This window comes from Endozoicomonas sp. ALB091, from assembly GCF_049310265.1.
In the GTDB taxonomy this organism is placed as follows: Bacteria; Pseudomonadota; Gammaproteobacteria; order Pseudomonadales; family Endozoicomonadaceae; genus Endozoicomonas.
The window spans coordinates 731,835-750,085 of record NZ_JBLYNQ010000007.1 but is presented as its reverse complement, the minus strand read 5'-3'; the positions used below and the strand labels follow the sequence as shown (position 1 = coordinate 750,085).

Annotated in this window: 14 protein-coding genes; 5 read left to right on the top strand and 9 right to left on the bottom strand. The window is 50.5% G+C overall.

The annotated features are described in order from the left end of the window. Positions 1-355 precede the first annotated feature (355 nt). The 3 genes from ACO6UX_RS15135 to ACO6UX_RS15125 form a co-directional block, all read right to left on the bottom strand. Complete coding sequence (locus ACO6UX_RS15135; protein ID WP_422448947.1) at positions 356-1,120, bottom strand: outer membrane protein; 765 nt, start codon at positions 1,118-1,120, stop codon at positions 356-358. A gap of 119 nt (positions 1,121-1,239) precedes the next feature. Further along, positions 1,240-1,701, bottom strand: a complete 462-nt coding sequence (locus tag ACO6UX_RS15130) for a DNA polymerase III subunit chi (RefSeq protein ID WP_422448945.1) — start codon at positions 1,699-1,701, stop codon at positions 1,240-1,242. 75 nt (positions 1,702-1,776) lie between these two features. After that, positions 1,777-3,270: a leucyl aminopeptidase gene (locus ACO6UX_RS15125; RefSeq protein WP_422448943.1), complete on the bottom strand. Its 1,494-nt coding sequence runs from the start codon at positions 3,268-3,270 to the stop codon at positions 1,777-1,779. Positions 3,271-3,515: 245 nt separating this feature from the next. Between ACO6UX_RS15125 and lptF the strand changes: the two genes are divergently transcribed. Then, complete coding sequence (gene lptF, locus ACO6UX_RS15120) at positions 3,516-4,628, top strand: LPS export ABC transporter permease LptF (protein WP_422448941.1); 1,113 nt, start codon at positions 3,516-3,518, stop codon at positions 4,626-4,628. After that, positions 4,621-5,679, top strand: a complete 1,059-nt coding sequence (lptG, locus tag ACO6UX_RS15115) for an LPS export ABC transporter permease LptG (RefSeq protein WP_422448939.1) — start codon at positions 4,621-4,623, stop codon at positions 5,677-5,679. Before lptF ends, lptG begins: the two co-directional genes overlap by 8 nt. A 147-nt stretch (positions 5,680-5,826) precedes the next feature. Here lptG and ACO6UX_RS15110 read toward each other — a convergent pair whose 3' ends face one another. Both ACO6UX_RS15110 and ACO6UX_RS15105 read right to left on the bottom strand, forming a co-directional pair. Beyond that, positions 5,827-6,009, bottom strand: coding sequence for a hypothetical protein (locus tag ACO6UX_RS15110; RefSeq protein ID WP_422448937.1), 183 nt, complete (start codon positions 6,007-6,009; stop codon positions 5,827-5,829). Between the two features lie 267 nt (positions 6,010-6,276). After that, on the bottom strand, positions 6,277-6,741 hold the full coding sequence (locus ACO6UX_RS15105; RefSeq protein ID WP_422448935.1) for an RDD family protein: 465 nt from the start codon (positions 6,739-6,741) through the stop codon (positions 6,277-6,279). A gap of 353 nt (positions 6,742-7,094) precedes the next feature. On the opposite strand from ACO6UX_RS15105, the gene ACO6UX_RS15100 reads away from it, so the two are divergent. The 3 genes from ACO6UX_RS15100 (at position 7,095) to ACO6UX_RS15090 (ending at position 10,784) form a co-directional block, all read left to right on the top strand. After that, positions 7,095-8,603 carry a hypothetical protein gene (locus ACO6UX_RS15100; RefSeq protein ID WP_422448933.1) on the top strand — a complete coding sequence of 503 codons (1,509 nt, stop codon included), beginning with the start codon at positions 7,095-7,097 and terminating at the stop codon, positions 8,601-8,603. Positions 8,604-8,734: 131 nt separating this feature from the next. Next, positions 8,735-10,033, top strand: coding sequence for an anaerobic C4-dicarboxylate transporter (locus ACO6UX_RS15095; RefSeq protein WP_422448931.1), 1,299 nt, complete (start codon positions 8,735-8,737; stop codon positions 10,031-10,033). A 211-nt stretch (positions 10,034-10,244) separates the two neighbouring features. Beyond that, the gene (locus ACO6UX_RS15090) at positions 10,245-10,784 is read left to right on the top strand and encodes a hydrolase (RefSeq protein WP_422448929.1); all 540 of its coding nucleotides are present in this window, start codon (positions 10,245-10,247) and stop codon (positions 10,782-10,784) included. Positions 10,785-10,863: 79 nt separating this feature from the next. Here ACO6UX_RS15090 and ACO6UX_RS15085 read toward each other — a convergent pair whose 3' ends face one another. From ACO6UX_RS15085 to ACO6UX_RS15070, 4 genes are all read right to left on the bottom strand, one after another. Continuing rightward, a complete protein-coding gene (locus tag ACO6UX_RS15085) occupies positions 10,864-12,234 on the bottom strand; it encodes a YjiH family protein (RefSeq protein ID WP_422448927.1) in 1,371 nt (456 codons plus the stop codon). A gap of 376 nt (positions 12,235-12,610) precedes the next feature. Continuing rightward, positions 12,611-13,741 (bottom strand): glycine cleavage system aminomethyltransferase GcvT, encoded by a 1,131-nt coding sequence (gene gcvT, locus ACO6UX_RS15080; RefSeq protein WP_422448925.1) that lies wholly within the window; start codon positions 13,739-13,741, stop codon positions 12,611-12,613. Between the two features lie 13 nt (positions 13,742-13,754). Beyond that, the gene (gene gcvP, locus ACO6UX_RS15075) at positions 13,755-16,691 is read right to left on the bottom strand and encodes an aminomethyl-transferring glycine dehydrogenase (protein ID WP_422448923.1); all 2,937 of its coding nucleotides are present in this window, start codon (positions 16,689-16,691) and stop codon (positions 13,755-13,757) included. A gap of 123 nt (positions 16,692-16,814) precedes the next feature. Continuing rightward, entirely contained in the window at positions 16,815-18,188 is a 1,374-nt protein-coding gene (locus ACO6UX_RS15070) for an L-serine ammonia-lyase (protein WP_422448921.1), read from the bottom strand. Positions 18,189-18,251: the final 63 nt, after the last annotated feature.

Below are 18,251 nucleotides of genomic sequence, written 5' to 3'. Positions count from 1 at the left end.
ACCGCCCGGGCGGTGCGTAGGCCGGAGATGGACCGGCGGACTGTATTTTGAAAATGGTTTACGGTGAGAGAGCCTCTGTATCGAACAGCAGGTTCTCAGGCTACTCGGGCCATCTCAATCATACGCTTCCCCGCAGTGTTTTGCCTGAAGATTATGACCGATGTGCCAAAAAGCGCGCTATATTAGCGCAATCCTCTTAAATTGCACTACGGGGATGACCGAAATTCAGCATGCCACGATGATTATAGACGGGAGTTTGGCTTTTATTGGCCTGGCTTGTCTTAAGAAGGTGTTTTGGAGGGGGTATTGCACAGGAGCTTACTGCGGCCTGTGCAGAAATATTAGTGAGGGATAGTTAGAAGTGGTAACGCAGGCCCATCAGCAGTGTGGTGGATTCCAGCTTGCCCTTGAGAGACTCGTCACCGGTAGTCGGCAGGTTTTTCAGTTCCCAGTCTCCGAGGTTGCGATGTTCTATCCCAAGATCCAGGGCAAGGTGTTTACTGAATATATAGGAAATTCCTGCACCTACTGTCCAGGCCATTTCATTGTTTCTGTGGTCATCCCATTTTTCATTCCAGTTGGCGTTGTCTGAAAAGGTCTGTACACCGGATGTCTTGTTCTTTGCATAGCCTGCACCGGCCATAAGATAGGGAACTACATGCTTGTTGAGGGGGATGTCGTAATAGGCTTTCAGCATGTAGACATCAGATTCAATATTGATTTTGTTATATGCAGTGCCAAGAAGTGTTGTATTGAATGGACCAGTGTTTACTTGCCAACCGAGCGCTACGTCTATCTGATAATCAGATTCCTTCTGAAAAGACCCTTCAAGCTCCAGACGGAAACTGGGGTTAACTACAAACCCGGCACCAAATGCTCCAACTGCAACGCTGTGATCGTTATTCAGATTGGCTATCCCCATGCTGCCTTGGGATGCATCAGGGTTAGTAGAAGGTGCATTAGCAGCCGCAACTGCAATGAAAGGATTGACAGCCTCAGTATCTTTAATCGCCGTATAAGCCGCCCCACCCCGGGCAAAAGCATAAATATCCATAGCCTGACTGGTGGCCGGTACAGCCAGCGCCAGACTGACCAGCATTGCGTTCAATGTTTTCATCATTATTTTACCGTTCAATGGTTAGAGAATTTTTATTTGAAAGCGATGTGTGTCTGCTTTCTTATTAAAAAGGATAGACAAACTATGGGTGAACGGTATCTGCTGGCAAGGGGTGACAGGGCCTACATATTGTGTACTTCTGGCTCTATACCCGCCTGACGATAGGCCCGGAACTTCGCCCTGGAAACCGCTTTCTGGTCCGGGTTCTGAACCACGACTTCACAAACGCGGGCAAAGTCTTTGAAGAATGGAGGAACTTCAGGGCTGAGATTAATCAGCAACCGCTTTGATGCTACGGCAGGGTGGTCAAACCCCAGGGTGATGGGAGACTCTCTGGCCAAAAGTACACTTTCCGGGGTATTGCCCTGGATGGGTGAAATAATCCCATGGGGAAGAAAGCTATCCTCCCGCCATGACCAGAGCAGTTGATCCATGGACTGGCAGCTGCTTTCATCCGCCGTATGGATATGCATGGGCAGGCCTCCACGCCATGCTTTGTCGATAAGGCGGCAGGCAAACTGCTGTTCGTTTTGCCCGTTATTGTCAAGATTGCTGTCTAAAAGGTAGAAAGTCACTCTGGTCATGGGGAAATCATAAACTAATCTGAGCAAACAAAAAGGCCCTGATCGATCAGGGCCTGTCATCAGTACTGGCAACAATCAGATTTTATTCAGCAGGTATTGTACCAGCATGGGCACTGGACGACCGGTAGCCCCTTTTTCCTTGCCTGATTGCCAGGCGGTTCCGGCGATATCCAGGTGCGCCCAGGGGTAGGCTTCGGCAAATTTAGCCAGGAAGCAGGCTGCGGTAATGGTACCCGCAGCAGGACCACCAATATTGGCCATATCGGCAAAGTTGCTGTCCAGCTGGCGAGCATATTCTTCACCCATTGGCAGCTGCCATGCCCGATCCATGGCTTCTTTGGAAGCACTGATCAGCTCTTCAGCCAGCGGTTCATTATTACTGAGCAGGCCGGTGGTGTGATGGCCCAGGGCAACGACGCAGGCACCCGTCAGGGTGGCAATATCGATCACCGCTTCCGGCTTGTAACGTTCTGCGTAGGTGAGGGCATCACAAAGCACCAGACGACCTTCGGCATCGGTATTGAGAATTTCAATGGTCTTGCCGGACATGGACGTTACGATATCCCCCGGGCGGGTGGCCTTGCCGCTGGGCATGTTTTCTGCCGCAGCCACCATGCCAATAACATTAATGGGCAGATCCAGCTCAATAATGGCATTCATGACGCCGAATACACTGGCGGCACCGCACATATCAAACTTCATTTCATCCATGGCGGCACCGGGTTTCAGGGAGATACCACCGGTATCAAAGGTGATCCCTTTACCCAGCAGAACAAGAGGCTTGGCACCGCGTTTGCCATTTTTGTACTCCATGCAGATCAGCCGGGCTTCCTGTTCGGAACCGGCACTGACGGAGAGCAGGGAGCTCATGCCAAGGTCAGACATCTGTTTTTCATTGAGCACCTTGGTGGTCAGTTTGGCATGCTGTTTCGCCAATGCTTTGGCTTCATCGGCAAGGTAGGTTGGATGGCAGATATTGCCTGGCAGGTTGCCCAGGGTTCGGGCCACATTCCGACCATTACCAATGGCCTGCCCCTGGGCCAGACCGGCTTTCACTTCTTCGGCATTCTTACGGTCCGCCAGCAGTGTCACCTTCTTCAGACTGATCTTCGAAAGAGCGCCTTTGCCGGTGTCGTTTTTAAACTGGCTGAACTGATAAAATGCATATTCAATCGCTTCAACCAACTGACGGGTGATCCAGTGCAGTGACTTGCCCTCGACGTTGATATCTTCGATGGCAATGCTTGCTTCCCTGGCATTCAGCGATTTCAATTGGCTGGCCAGGTTGACCGTCAGTTTGTTAAACCCGGCTTCTGTTAATGGCTTATCATTTTCACCCATGGCCAGCAGCAGCAGACGCTCAACCGGCGCATGTCGGCTGTGCAGAAGCATCAGTGAGTGGCCGGGCTTGAAATCCAGATCACCACGTTTGAGTATGTCGGCAAGATACCCCTCGGTTAACGAGTCTAAGGCTGTCGCAGAGGGGGGAAGCGTTTTCTTGTGGACGCCCAAAATAAGGCAGGCAGTTTTCTGTTTTTCTGCAGCACCACTCTTAACAACAAATTCCATGGTCTCTCCAAGGGGACAAGTTATCCGATTTCATGGATAATAATACGGTTAAGCCAATTCAACCAGACGCTTTAGTCCGGATATGGGATATTCAGGCATTATCCAGACGGCTATCAGAACGTAGAAGTCATTGGGTTAATTGTATGTTTATTCTACGATTCTGTCAGACGGGCCGGGATTATACCGGTTTTTTAAGGCGACTGACGTATAATTGTTCGTTTTGATTTGATGAATTTCACCAAGGCATGCCTTTAATCATATTTCGTTACCTGTCCAGACAGATGCTGCAGGTTATGTTAGCAGTGACGTCTGTCGTATTGCTCATTATCATGAGTGGGCGCTTTGTGAACTATCTGGCACAGGCGGCCACCGGGACACTGAAAGCGGATTTTCTCTTTGCCATCATGGCTTACCGGATCCCGGAGTTTCTGGTCATGATACTGCCCCTGGGGCTTTTCCTGGGCATTATTCTCGCCTATGGCAGGCTGTATGTTGATAACGAAATGACGGTGCTCAGCGCCTGTGGTCTCAGCCATCATCAACTTTTAGGCATAACCATGGTGCCTGCGGTCGGGGTTATGCTGGTGGTTGCGCTGTTAAGCCTGGTAGTTGCCCCCCGGGGAATACAGAAAGTTGAAAGCATTTTTGTCGAGCAGGACGCTCTGACCGAGTTTGATACCCTGGTTTCCGGACGTTTCCAGAAGTTTGGCTGGCAGCGCGTGACTTATGCAGAGACGTTAACCGACGACCGCCAGCAGATGAACAGGGTTTTTATCGCCAACCGTAACGGGGATAGCAAGAACACAGGTTCGATGACCTTGCTGCTGGCGCAAACGGCAAACCTTGAAGTCAATGCAGCAGAGGGTGGGCAGCGCTATCTGATATTGGATGATGGTTACCGCTATGACCTGACGCCCGGCGCATTGCCTTTGCGGGAAATTGCCTTTGAACATTACGGCCTTCGTATGGAAGAGCGCCGCTCCGGAAAAGAGATCAGCAAGGAGCAGGCTCTGCCAACGGCGACACTTTTGGCGTCCGACACCCCGGGCCATCGTGCTGAGCTGCAGTGGCGCATCTCTTTGCCACTGTTAATACCCATCGTGGTGCTGATGGCATTGCCCCTGGCCCGGGTTAATCCCAGACAGGGGCGTTATGTGAAGCTGTTGCCCGGAATATTGCTGTATCTGCTGTATCTGGCTTTATTAATGAGTGGCCGTGGCGCGATTGAGGATGGGCGACTGTCGCCGGATATTGGTCTGTGGCCGATTCATATTCTTTTCTTGCTGATTGCTTTGCTGTTGTACCTTGTTGAGCCGGGTAAACTCTGGCTGGCGCGCCGGAGGGCTGGAAATGCGTAAGCTGGATCGTTACATATCCAGAAATGTTCTGGGGGCAACGGTGATTGTCCTGCTGATTCTGGTATTTCTGGAAGCGTTGTTTGCTTTTCTGGGGCAGCTGGATGATGTCAGGGGCAACTATCAGTCGCTGGACGCTTTGATATATACCCTGTTGATGATACCCAAAAAACTGTACGAGCTGATTCCCGTGTCGGCACTGGTTGGCTGCCTTATGGGGCTGGGCTCCATGGCGTCCAGCAGTGAGCTGGTGGTTATGAGGGCCGCTGGTATTTCGCTGTGGCGTATTCTGGGGGCAGTCATGAAGCCCACCCTGGTCATGATTATTACCGGATTGATGCTTGGCGAATATCTTGCTCCCATGGCCGAGCAGGTTGGCGAGACCAGAAAGGCGATAGCCCGCTCCGCTGATGGCACATACACCGGAGAAGGCTTCTGGCATCGTGAAGGCCGTGAATTTATGTACTTCAATGCGGTCGAGCCAAACGGCGTGCTATACGGCGTGAGTCGTTATGTTTTTGATGATGAGATGAAGCTTCAGGAAAGCGCTTTTGCCAAACGGGGAATCTATCAGGGTGATCATTGGCTGCTGGAGGATGTCACCACCATACGCCGTAAGAATGAGCAGTTTATTACTGAGCAGAGTCTGGTTGAACCCTGGGATACCAGCTTGACAACAACACTGTTGAAAGTGGTGGTGGTCAAACCTGAAGCATTGCCCATATCCGGCCTGCTCACTTATACGAAGTACTTGAAAGCACAGGGGCTGGATGCCGGAGAGTATGATCTGGCACTGTGGACAAAGCTGCTTCAGCCGTTATCCATACTCTCCCTGGTTATTGTCGGCATCTCTTTTGTCTTTGGTCCTTTGCGTTCCGTCAGTATGGGATTGCGGATCTTCTCCGGGGTGATCACCGGCATTGTCTTTATGATTGTTCAGAACCTGATGGGACCATCCAGCCTGGTATTCGGGTTTCCGCCGGTATTATCGGTAATGATTCCAGTCATCATCTGCCTGCTGGCGGGTGCGGTGATGTTAAGGCGGGCTGCATAAAGGGCTAAAGGGCGTAGGCTCCATGCCCTGAATAAAGGACTGTGCCAATCACCCTTCGACTCCGCTCAGGGTGAACGGAGATTGTTCGTATCCTTTAGGCTTCTTTATGCATTCCCACGCAGAGCGTGGGAACGATGGGGATGGAGATTATCGCTGGAAAGGGTGCCCGGGAGTTCTTCTTACAGGCTTTTGTGGGGTTCGTGTGATCGGGCAGTAGAGCCTGCACTCTTCCAGTTGATCTGAGTGGTGGAAAGATTCCGGATTGCCTGATAAACGACGAAAGACGTCCGCCAGTTGAGATACAACCTGTTCAAATGGCCAAGTGTTCATACTGGAGTCTCCCTTTTTACTGCCTGCTGAAAGCCTATCTGCTATGAAAAGCCATCGATAGTTTTGTTGGTACACCGACGCCGGTGAATGACGATGGTTTCATTTTAATGCTGGATAGGTAAAAATACCAATAAATGTTTCGGTATATGTATCGAGCGGCAGGCAGAAGTGAACAGTCGTCTGTAAATATTAATGCTGGTAGTGTAACCAGTGCCGCTTATTTATGAAGCTGCACTGAGACATTAGATGACTGTGGTCAGATTTTCTTTACCGGTTTTTCAGAAGAATGACTTTGGATGACGATGCCAGATCCTGCCAGCTTCGCCGCTGATGGTCGATCAGTGCCCAGAGAAGCCCGATACCCGCAAGCGACAATGCCGGAATGGCAATCAGAAAACGGATCACGCTTTGCCATGGGCTGATCAAATGATTGTCGCTGCTGACCACTTTTATTCTCCAGGCCTGCATACCAAGGGTTTGTCCTGACCGGGTCCAGAAAAAGCCAAAGAAGCCGTAAATGATGACCAGCAGGGCGGCGTAGAAAAAGGGGCCTCCAAGCTGGTAGCCCTCTTCAGTCATGGTTTTCAGTTGCTCATCACCGAAAATCTGTATCTGGATGAACAGATTAATAAAACCGGCCATAAACAGCAGTGCCAGGATTAACAGAGAATCGTACAACATGGCCGCAGCTCTTCTCCACACTGGAGCCGGGGTAAGATTAGTGGCTTCCATCGACCTCTTGCCTTGTTATTAAACGTGTCGGGACATTCTATCAGCAAATTTTTTTCACGCACATAACTACTGCTGTCGTCCACTCAATGTTTGCACCCAGCACAGGTGTCTCAGTATTTTTCGGCCTTTGGACTTTTTAATGGAACAAATTTACGTGTTTGTTGTCCCATAAGGGCTGAAGATTTTTGTGAATCGAATTATTACGATTTGATTACATTATTTATCTTTTTTTAAGGGATGAAATTGTCTTTCATTATTGAATGGTGACATACCTGAAAAGAATAAAATGCTTTCCGGGGAGTATGATGAGGCAGAATCGAGTTGTTCATGATTTCTCATTTTTAATTGTTCTTATGTTCAGTTTACTGGCCATTAATACAACGGCCGGCGTAGATGAGCATACTGAAAATATCTCAGAATCATCAATGTATCTGGATGATGAAGATTTAATTGAGGAAGATCTGGATGATGAAGACGATTTAATTGAGGGAGATCTGGATGATGAAGACGATGTGATTGAGGAAGATCTGGATGATGATGCTGAAGAAAATGAAGCAGGCAACGAACCGGAGAAACAATATGCAGACAGTGAATATTACCAGGATCTGATTCGATCCAGAAATAAGAATGCAACCTCTCTATACATGTCGATCATTGATAATAGTAACTACCTGTTTAATGACCTGATGATGGACCTCCTGATCCGTCCTTTTATCAACTTTGCTTCGGAGTATCAGGATGTTTTCAACCATCACGTGTTAGATCCGGTGCGCCGTGGTAAACACTATATGAGGTATATGGACAGTGTCATGCTCGGTACCTTTGATAATATTTTGAATGAAGATACCGGGACTACAAACTGGCCTTATGCTATTGCAGGCGTGCCTTATGGCTGGGTTGTAAAGAATGTTGTTGCTGATTTTAAACTGGGCTCTGAGGTACGCAGTCCGGGCATTACCGACAATAAATATCATAATCATCCCGTTCTGGTGGAACGTCTCGGGGCAGAGACGGCAGAAGTGGGAACCAAAATGTCAGAGGAACACAAAAATGAACTGATTGTTATTGATGTTGTAAAACCTTTTATGCCGAGGCTGGAGATATGGGATGAAGAAAATTCACTGTTTTCGTCCCTGTACAATTTCTATTATGCAACAAAGGAACTGGTAACTGACGTCTATCAAGTTGTCGAATTTGAAGAGACGGATTTTTTCAAACGAACAGGTCGGTATGAGGAGTCTGACCGAACGTTTCTGCATCACTGGAATAAAACCATATCAAAGCGAAGTGCATTCAGAAGTGGTCAGATTATCAGGGTAGACAGGAAAGGGTATTTTTCCATGGGGCCTGTTCCCATCGCCTGGAATTATTGTGAAGTGATGTTACACGAAGGTGGCAGCAAAGATATTGAGGTTGTTGAAGAGGAAGATGAAACCGAAATTTATTATCAGCATTCTGACACTTATGTATGGGGCGCACGGGGTGACAGAATGACTCCCAGGGAGAGAACCAGAACGGTGCGTAAAAAGGTGGTCAAACAGGTTCCGAATGTTACCACATTCCGGGTTTACACCGAAAACCTATGTCTGGCAGCGGAGGCATCCGTTCGCTCTAAAAGTGAGGTCATTACCTTCACCACGCGCAGGTTGTTTTCCTGGTTCGTGCCCGGGCTGGCATTTATTGGTACCCCTTCCGTTTCTTATCTGCTGATGGGGCAGTTTGGTATTAATAATTACTTCCCGCTCACAGCCGGCCTGATGGCCACTGTTTTTCTGACGTCCTGGGTGGTTCCCTCAATGTGGGAGTCTGACATTGAAGATACTATGCACAGTATCAAGTTCCCTCCCCCGGACGAGTTGTAATGCCTCCTGATGGTTGTTTCGGTTCTGATTCTGAGCATCACCTGACCGGTGTTGAAACGTCTTTTGCCGTTTTCAGGCTATCTTAAATTATCTATCCATTGACTTAAGATTAATTTCTCAGGGGATTTGGCATGACCTGGTTGCAGTTGATCATTGTTCTGGCATTTATTTTCCTGGGAGCCCGGTTGGGCAGCATTGGTATTGGTTTTGCCGGTGCTGTCGGGGTTGTGGTGCTTACCCTGGGGCTTGGGATGAATCCTGGCACCATCCCGGTGGATGTGATCCTTATCATCATGTCTGTCATTGGTGCTGTGGCAGCCATGCAGGTCGCTGGCGGGCTTGATTATCTGGTATATATTGCGGATAAATTGCTTAGAAGGCGGCCGCAGTACGTGACGTTCCTGGCACCGGCTATCACTTACTTTATGACGTTGCTGGCTGGCACAGGCCATACGGCCTATTCAACATTGCCGGTTATTGCTGCTGTTGCCCGTGAGAATGGGATTCGCCCATCCCGACCTCTGAGTATTTCGGTGATTGCCTCTCAGGTCGCCATTACCGCCTCTCCGGTCTCCGCCGCTGTGGTGGTATTCAGCGGTATGCTGGAACCCTTTGGTGTTGATTATCTGGATCTGCTCCTGATTTGCATTCCTACCACATTTGTTGCCGTGATGTTGACGTCGCTGGTGTGTAATTACCTTGGCTGTGAACTGCACAAAGATGAAGTGTATCTGCACAAGCTCTCTGAAGGGCTGATTCAACCTGCAGAGGTTGTGGATAATCGAATAAAGCCCGGGGCAAGGATGTCCGTGCTGATTTTTGGCCTGAGCATCCTGGCGGTGGTGGTATATGCGACGCTGGTCAGCGATAAGGTGGGTGTTATTGACAATCCCGTACTGCCCAGAGACAGCGCCATTTTTGCCTTTATGCTCAGTGCAGCGTGCCTGATTACCCTGGTTACCCATATAGATACCAATCACATTCTGAATGCCCAGACTTTCAAGTCGGGTATGAGTGCGTGTATCTGTGTTCTGGGCGTTGCCTGGCTGGGGAATACATTTGTTGGTGCCCACCTTGAGAATGTTCAGGAGACCGCCGGGGATATTCTTGATCACTATCCCTGGCTGCTTGCCCTGGCACTGTTTCTGGCGTCCATGTTACTGTATTCCCAGGCCGCAACGACCCGGGCTCTGATGCCTGCAGCCCTGATGATTGTTGACCCGGTGACCGCTATCGCGTCATTTGCTGCGGTCAGTGCCCTGTTTGTTTTGCCAACCTACCCTACCTTGCTTGCAGCCGTCGAGATGGATGAAACAGGTTCTACCCGGATCGGCAAGATGGTGTTTAATCATCCTTTCTTTGTACCCGGAGTGATCTGCATCCTGCTTTGTGTGATTTTTGGTTTTCTGCTGGCTCCGGTTATTATCTAATGCATGTTTTCAATGAGTTTGACGCCTCCGCACTCCGCTCGTCCTGAGCCTGTCGAAGGGCGGAAACTCCGGACTCTGATAGATCGTGCCAAGCACCCTTCGACTCCGCTCAGGGTGAACGGAGATTGTACACGTCAACCTCATTGAAACCATGTGCTAGGACCAAGGGATTTCGAAAATAATATTGATCTAAGGGGCAGGAGAAACAGGTATGTTAAATCTTGATACGACGGTGCTCGTGGTTGTGGATGTTCAGGGCAAGCTGGCCACCCTGATGCATGAACATGAGTCACTCTTTGATAATATTGTGACCATGGTTAAAGGGGCCAGATTGCTTGATATTCCGATTCTCTGGCTGGAGCAGGTTCCGGAAAAGCTGGGAGGCACAATTCCTGAACTGGCTGATGAGTTATCGGACTTCAGCCCGGTGAGAAAAACATCCTTCAGTGCCTGTGGTGAGCCTGCTTTTATGTCAGCACTTGAACAGACAGGTGGCAGACAGGTGTTGTTGACCGGCATAGAGACCCATATCTGCGTCTATCAGACGGCGATGGATCTTCTTGCCGGAGGCTATGAGGTAGAAGTGCTGGTTGATGGGGTTTCATCAAGAACATTACAGAGCAAAGAGGTGGCTCTGGATAAAATGTCAGCCCAGGGGGCTGATCTGACAACCGTTGAAATGGCGCTGTTTGAACTGATGAAATCTGCCGACGCACCACAGTTTCGTGATGTCGCCAGGCTGATTAAATGATTTGGACCTGAGCCTCAGGAGCCTGTCGGACTTAAGCGTCCGACAGGCTCCTCAGCAATCTGAGGCTCACTTTTCGGTATCAGAAGATAAGGTGGGCAATCGCGGCAATAACGGGCAGTGTGACCAGCGTCCTTAGAATAAAAATAATAAATAGCTCAAACAAGGTGACCGGAATCTTGCTTCCCAGGAGCAAAGCACCCACCTCAGACAGGTAAATCAGCTGAGTCAGGGATAATGCCGCAATTACAAACCGGGTCATATCATTGTCAATGGATGCCGCCAGGATAGAGGGCACGAACATATCGGTGAAGCCCACCATCATGGTGGTTGAGGCCGCCTGGGCTTCAGGAATCTGTAACCACTCCAGCAACGGCAGAAAAGGCATGCCCAGGTACTGGAAGACCGGGGTGTATTCGGCAATGATCAGTGCAATGGTACCGATACCCATCACCACTGGCAGTACCCCAAACACCATATCGATGGCGTTCTTGCAACCATCCTGAATGATCTTCATGGGATGGGTGATTTTTGCGGCTTTCTCCAGTGCCTGCTCCAGACCCCAGGCAAAAGCACTGGTACCCTGAGGAATAATTTCATCATCATCACTGCGGGTTTTTCCGCAGATGAACACGTCTTTTTTTCTGGACAGGGGGGGCAGCTTGGGGACGATAAAAGCGGCAACCAGCCCGGCAAAGCAGACGGTCAGGTAGAAGCGGGTAAACATGTGTTCCAGACCCACCTGGGCAATCACCACCAGTGAGAAGGTAATTGAAACAACAGAGAAAGTGGTACCGATCACCGCAGCTTCACGCTGAGTATAATAGGAGGTTTCATATTGCTTACTGGTCATCAGGATACCAACGCTGCCATCCCCCAGCCATGAGGCAATACAGTCAATAGCTGAACGGCCGGGCAGATTGAATACCGGCCGCATTATGCGTGTCATCAGTGTGCCCAGCAGTTCCAGCAAGCCAAAGTTCATTAACAGTGGCAGCAAAAGTCCGGCAAAGATAAAGACCGAAAACAGGGTCGGCATCAGGTCATTTAAAACCATGCCACCAGTGGCTCCTGACCAGATGGCTTGCGGACCAAACTCGAAAAAGCTGGAAAGGACAAAGACCATGCCAGCAACCCTTACCAGGCACCAGAGTGGGGTAATATCAAACAGAGAGTTAAGAAATGGGCGCGTCATTATTGCTTTTGGCTGAAACAGCTTGGTAATGATGGTGATGCATCCGGTAAAGCTGACAATAATAGTAATGATGGTGGTCAGCTGGTCTTTGAGCAGCGCTTTTAACCCGCCGGCCAGCAGGGCAACAGGGATGGTAAATTCATCATTAATACTGACCGGAGTGACAAATAGCAACAGACCAATCAGTGATGGAATTAAAAACGTTAACCAGTGACGCAGGCTGGTCTCTCTCTTTTTTACGGCTGTAAACTGCTTCATAACAAGCCCTGGGCTCCTCAAACTCAGCCATGCACGAAAGTATGATCCAAAAACCTCAAATTTCCTGCCCAGCAAATAAATGAGTCAGGAGTGTGGTCATGGTCTAAATGAATCAGTGCATATCGCAGCCAGTAGGTTGCCAGCTGTTGATTGCACTCTGTTTAGGTTGATTATGCATTATTTCCTAATAAATATTAACTTTCTACCCCGGAAAAGACCTATCTCCTTGATTTTTTATTGAATATCAAGGATTAGTGATACTCATTGCATTGGCTAACGATAGAAATGAGGATGGTGATATTGATATGGGAACCAGAAGGGATAATGAATCAACAAAGCTGCCAACTGTAAGTCGGCAGTCATTATGAGATATCAATCAGCCCCGGTAATAACGCTGTTCGATAAATGGCATTTTACTGACGGTCATTGGCAACTTTTTACCTCTGACCAGTGCATACACTCCAGTTCCCAATGCCGCATAATCAGCGTTGATCAGAGCCATCGCAACCGGTGCCCCAACTGTTGGGCCAAAGGTGCCGGAGGTTACCCGACCAATAGGCTGACCAAGATCATCAACCAGTTCTGCCCCTTCACGAACCGGGGCTCGACTACTGCCAACCAAACCAATGCGTTTGGTGGCCACCTGTCGGTTCTCAATCTGCTGCAGAATTTTTTCGGCTCCGGGGAAGCCGCCTGCCCGCTCACCATCATGACGACGATTTTTACTGATGGCCCACATCAGGCTCGCTTCAATAGGGGTGGTATTGACATCCATATCATGGCCGTAAAGACAGAGGCCCGATTCCAGCCGGAGGGAGTCTCTGGCACCCAGGCCAATTAATTCAACCTCCGGATGGTCGAGCAGTAGCCGGGTGATGCGTTCAGCGTCTTTTTCCGGGATGGAAATCTCAAAGCCATCTTCCCCGGTATACCCGGAACGGCTGACAAAACAGGGTGCCTCATCGATGGATAGCTGGCGGGAGTCCATAAAGACCATGTCAGCCACCTCCGGAAAAACCTTTGCCATAACCTTTGCGGCCATGGGTCCCTGAAGAGCAACCAGTGCCCGGTTATCGAGAACGTCCAGCTTGATACCTTCCGGCAGTCTGGACCGGATATGCTGAATATCCTGCGCCTTGCATGCCGCATTAACCACCAGGTATAGGCAGTCGTCATAACGGGTGACCATCAGGTCATCAAGGATACCCCCAGCCTCATCGGTAAACAGGGCGTAACGCTGCCTGCCAATGGCAAGGCCTGCTATATCAACCGGCACCAGGGATTCCAGGAAATGGTCAGCCCCTTCACCGGACAGTTTCAGCTGCCCCATATGGGAGACATCAAAAAGTCCGGCCTTACTGCGTGTGTGGATATGCTCGTTCTTAACCCCGGATGGGTACTGCACCGGCATTTCATAACCGGCAAAAGGCACCATTTTTGCTCCCCGGTCCAGATGAAGAGCATATAACGGGGTTTTCTTCAGACTTTCAGAAGACGCTTCAGACATACCTCATCTCCATTTATTGATAATTATCAATGCCGGGGCACGAACAGATAAAATTGCGGTCGCCAAAAACGTTGTCGATGCGATTCGCCGCAGGCCAGTATTTCGACTTATGACCGGCAGCTGACGGAAATGCCGCGACCTTCCTGCTGTATGGGCGTTGCCATTCATCTTCCGCCAGGTCTGCCATGGTATGGGGGGCGTTGACCAGAGGGTTGTTGTCCTTTGGCCATGTGCCGTTGGCGACCTGATCAATTTCCTGCTTGATTGAGATCATCGCATCAATAAAGCGGTCTATTTCTTCCCTGGATTCGGACTCGGTTGGCTCGATCATCAGGGTTCCGGCCACGGGGAAAGACATGGTCGGAGCGTGGAAACCATAATCCATCAGGCGTTTGGCAATATCTTCCTCGGTAATACCGCAGGCTTCTTTGATCGGGCGAATATCAAGGATGCATTCGTGGGCAACGTGGTTGTTTCTGCCCTGATAGAGAATCGGGTAATGATCACCCAGCCGTTTTGCCATGTAGTTGGCATGCAGGATGGCCAGCTCTGTTGACTCCCGTAGACCCTGGCTGCCCAGCATGGTGATGTACATCCAGCTGATGGGCAGTATGGACGAGCTGCCGTAAGGCGCAGCAGATACGGCGCCAATGCCTTCATTATGGCCTTCGACCGGGCTTATCGAATGGTTGGGCAGGTAAGGTGCCAGATGGCTCTTGACACCAATGGGGCCCATACCCGGACCGCCACCACCGTGGGGAATGGCAAAGGTCTTGTGCAGATTGAGATGGGAGACATCGGAGCCGATATCACCCGGGCGGGAGACACCGACCATGGCGTTCATATTGGCACCATCCATATAGACCTGGCCGCCATGATCATGAATGATCTGGCAGATGGTACGAATCTCTTCTTCGTATACCCCGTGGGTGGAAGGGTAGGTGACCATCAGGGCACAGAGGCGTTCACTGTACTCTTCAGCTTTGGCTCTCAGATCATTGACATCCACGTTACCGCTATCATCACAGGCGACAATCACAATTTTCATCCCGAGCATCGCCGCTGAAGCGGGATTGGTGCCGTGAGCGGAAGAGGGGATCAGGCAAACATCGCGGTGCTTCTGCCGGTTTGCCCGTTGATAATTACGGATAGCCAGCAGGCCCGTATATTCCCCCTGGGCTCCGGAGTTTGGCTGCATGGAGATGGCGTCATAACCGGTAATCTCCACCAGAGCCTGTTCCAGTTGCCGGATCATGGTCAGGTAACCCGGAACCTGATCTTTGGGCGTGAAAGGGTGAATACTGGAAAATTCCGGCCAGGAAACCGGCAGCATTTCTGCTGCAGCATTGAGCTTCATGGTGCATGAACCCAGTGGAATCATGCCATGAACCAGTGAGTAATCCTTGTTTTCCAGCCGCTTCAGATAACGCATCATATCGGTTTCTGAGTGATGGCTGTTGAATACCGGGTGACTCAGGATGCTGTCTGAACGTCGCAGCTCCGGTGAGAGTCCGATGGTGCTCCGGGTATGAGGCAGCTGACTGTTATTGGCCGAGATCTGGCGGTCAATAGAGGCAATATTCAGCTCTTTGCCGTCACCCATAAAGATATTGAACAGTTCAATAATGTCTTCAGAGCGGGTGGTTTCATCAAGGCTGACACCCAGGCGGTCAGAACCAATTCGGCGCAGGTTGCAACCATATTTCAGCGCCCGCTGGATAATGGTTTCCTGTTCACTGCCTACCTTGAAGGTCAGGGTATCAAAGAAGGTTTGGTTGCACTGGAAACCCATTTCAGTGAGTCCGTGATGAAGGATTCGGGTCAGGCGGTGTACGCGTTCTGCAATGGTTTTTAACCCTTCCGGACCGTGGTAGACCCCATAAGCGGCCGCCATGTTGGCCAACAGAGCCTGGGCAGTACAGATGTTGGAGGTGGCTTTTTCCCGGCGAATATGTTGCTCACGGGTCTGCATGGCCATACGCAGGGCGGTATTGCCACGGCTGTCTTTGGATACCCCGATAACCCGGCCGGGGATTGAGCGTTTCAGTTTACCGGTGGTGGCAAAAAAGGCAGCGTGGGGGCCGCCAAATCCCATGGGCACGCCAAAGCGCTGGCTGTTACCCAGAACAATATCAGCGCCAAGTTCCCCGGGGGATTTCAATAATGTCAGAGCCAGCAGGTCAGTGGCTACTGAAACCATGGCACCCTGTTGCCGGGCCATGGCGGCAATACTCTCAATATCTGTGATGTTACCGTAGGTGCCCGGATACTGAAGCTGCACACCAAATACATCGTGATTGCTCAGTTCGGTATGGGGGTTGCCAACGATAACGTTGATGCCCAGCCAGTCGGCGCGGGTTTTCATCACATCAATGGTTTGTGGGTGCACGTCATCGGCCACAAAGAATGTTTGTGAGGCCGCCTTGCTGCGTCCCACGCTGCGCAGGCAGAGGGTCATGGCTTCGGCAGCGGCAGTTGCTTCATCCAGAAGGGAGGCATTGGCCACCTCCATACCCGTGAGGTCCATAACCATCTGCTGGAAGTTCAGCAGCATTTCCAACCGGCCCTGGGAGATTTCGGGCTGATAAGGGGTATAGGCGGTATACCAGCCGGGGTTTTCCAGCAGATTACGCAGAATGACATTGGGCACTTCGGTGTTGTAATAGCCCATGCCAATGTACGACTTATTCACTGTATTTTGCCGGGCCAGGTCATAGAGCCCGGCAAGGGCCTGCTGCTCTGTTTTTCCCGCAGGAAGAGCTAACTCCCGGTTTAACCGGATGCTGCCCGGAACGGTGTCATTGATCAGCTCTGCCAGCGATTTGAGCCCGAGACTTGCCAGCATGGCCTGTTGCTCCTGCTGGTCAGAACCTGTGTGACGATGGGTAAAGGCATCGTTATGTTCCAATTCTGCCAATGTTGGCAGAGTAGAAGTGTGTTCAACGGCCATGTTGTCGTCCTGTTTTCACTATTACGTTATTTTAATAAAAATTTTTTGAACTGACGGATTTGTTGTTAAAGACAAAGGTCAGTAGTGGAAATAAAAGACAAATGTTGTTTTCAATTTGGGCTTTCAGCACATCACGACATTGACAGCCAGGCCACCGGTGGCAGTCTCTTTGTATTTATCCTGCATATCCAGCCCCGTCTGACGCATGGTTTCAATGACGTCATCAAGGGATACCCGGTGCTGCCCGTCACCTTTCAGGGCCAGGCGGGCCGCATTGATGGCCTTGACAGCGCCCATGGTATTGCGCTCAATACAGGGGACCTGTACCAGACCGGCTATCGGATCACAGGTCAGGCCCAGGTTGTGCTCCATGCCTATTTCAGCGGCATTTTCAATCTGGCGGTTATTGCCGCCCATGACGGCGCACAGAGCGCCTGCCGCCATGGAACAGGCCACCCCGATTTCCCCCTGACAACCCACTTCAGCGGCCGAGATTGAGGCGTTCTTTTTATAGAGCATGCCAATAGCAGCAGCGGTGGCAAGAAAGGTCACAATACCCGCTTCACTGCTACCCGGAACAAAACGATCGTAATAGGCAAGAACCGCCGGAATAACACCGGCTGCACCATTGGTTGGCGCGGTAACGACACGACCACCAACGGCGTTCTCTTCATTGACGGCGATGGCAAACAGGTTGACCCAGTCCATCACTTCCAGGTGATCCTGCTGGTCTTCCGGGCGGTTCAACAGTTCCTGGTGCAGCTGATGTGCACGACGATTGACGTTCAGACCGCCGGGAAGTACCCCGGTCTGCTCACAGCCACGGTTGATGCAGCGGTCCATTACCTGCCAGATATTCAGCAACGCTGGTTGGATCTGGTCAGATCTTCCCAGATGTTGTTCATTCTCCAGGACAATTTCACCAATGGAGAGTCCGGTTCTGTCTCCGATATCCAGAAGGTCCTGAGCGTTATTGAACGGAAAGGGGACCTGAATGTCCGTTGCCGAAGTTGTCTGTTCGGTTTCCTCTTCATTCAGTACGAACCCTCCGCCCACGGAGTAATAATTGTCATGAAAAAGCTCAAGGCCTGCTGCATCAAAAGCTCTTAGCGTCATACCGTTAGGGTGCTTGGCAAGCGAGTGACCATGCAAAAAGTGAAGGTGTTGATCTTCAATGAAAGGAATCGGATATTGGTTAGCAAGTATCAACTCACCGGTGCTGCGGACATTGTTGATCAATGCCGGAGCCTGGTCAGGATCGAGCTGGTCCGGTTTTTCACCCATAAGGCCCAGCATCACGGCCGTGTCGGTGGCATGACCTGCACCGGTCATGGCCAGGGAACCGTAGAGCTCAATACGAATCTGACGGGTATTCTCAAGCTGCCCCTGTTGGAGCAGGGCGTCAAGGAAGCGGTTGGCGGCTACCATTGGACCCACCGTGTGGGATGAGGAAGGGCCTACACCAATCTTGAACAAATCGAGAATACTTAAGCTCATCGCCATGACTCCATTTGTTGGTATATTTTTGTGATATCTGCTTTCAGGGCTATTTTTTTGTTA

What these genes read in the sequence shown, in the direction of transcription:
- ACO6UX_RS15095 (WP_422448931.1), top strand. Translation starts at nt 8,735, where the DNA reads ATGACCTGGTTGCAGTTGATCATTGTTCTGGCATTTATTTTCCTGGGA.
- ACO6UX_RS15070 (WP_422448921.1), bottom strand. Translation starts at nt 18,188, where the DNA reads ATGAGCTTAAGTATTCTCGATTTGTTCAAGATTGGTGTAGGCCCTTCC.
- gcvT (WP_422448925.1), bottom strand. Translation starts at nt 13,741, where the DNA reads ATGTCTGAAGCGTCTTCTGAAAGTCTGAAGAAAACCCCGTTATATGCT.
- ACO6UX_RS15105 (WP_422448935.1), bottom strand. Translation starts at nt 6,741, where the DNA reads ATGGAAGCCACTAATCTTACCCCGGCTCCAGTGTGGAGAAGAGCTGCG.
- ACO6UX_RS15090 (WP_422448929.1), top strand. Translation starts at nt 10,245, where the DNA reads ATGTTAAATCTTGATACGACGGTGCTCGTGGTTGTGGATGTTCAGGGC.
- ACO6UX_RS15110 (WP_422448937.1), bottom strand. Translation starts at nt 6,009, where the DNA reads ATGAACACTTGGCCATTTGAACAGGTTGTATCTCAACTGGCGGACGTC.
- ACO6UX_RS15125 (WP_422448943.1), bottom strand. Translation starts at nt 3,270, where the DNA reads ATGGAATTTGTTGTTAAGAGTGGTGCTGCAGAAAAACAGAAAACTGCC.
- lptF (WP_422448941.1), top strand. Translation starts at nt 3,516, where the DNA reads ATGCCTTTAATCATATTTCGTTACCTGTCCAGACAGATGCTGCAGGTT.
- ACO6UX_RS15085 (WP_422448927.1), bottom strand. Translation starts at nt 12,234, where the DNA reads ATGAAGCAGTTTACAGCCGTAAAAAAGAGAGAGACCAGCCTGCGTCAC.
- gcvP (WP_422448923.1), bottom strand. Translation starts at nt 16,691, where the DNA reads ATGGCCGTTGAACACACTTCTACTCTGCCAACATTGGCAGAATTGGAA.
- ACO6UX_RS15135 (WP_422448947.1), bottom strand. Translation starts at nt 1,120, where the DNA reads ATGATGAAAACATTGAACGCAATGCTGGTCAGTCTGGCGCTGGCTGTA.
- ACO6UX_RS15130 (WP_422448945.1), bottom strand. Translation starts at nt 1,701, where the DNA reads ATGACCAGAGTGACTTTCTACCTTTTAGACAGCAATCTTGACAATAAC.
- lptG (WP_422448939.1), top strand. Translation starts at nt 4,621, where the DNA reads ATGCGTAAGCTGGATCGTTACATATCCAGAAATGTTCTGGGGGCAACG.
- ACO6UX_RS15100 (WP_422448933.1), top strand. Translation starts at nt 7,095, where the DNA reads ATGTTCAGTTTACTGGCCATTAATACAACGGCCGGCGTAGATGAGCAT.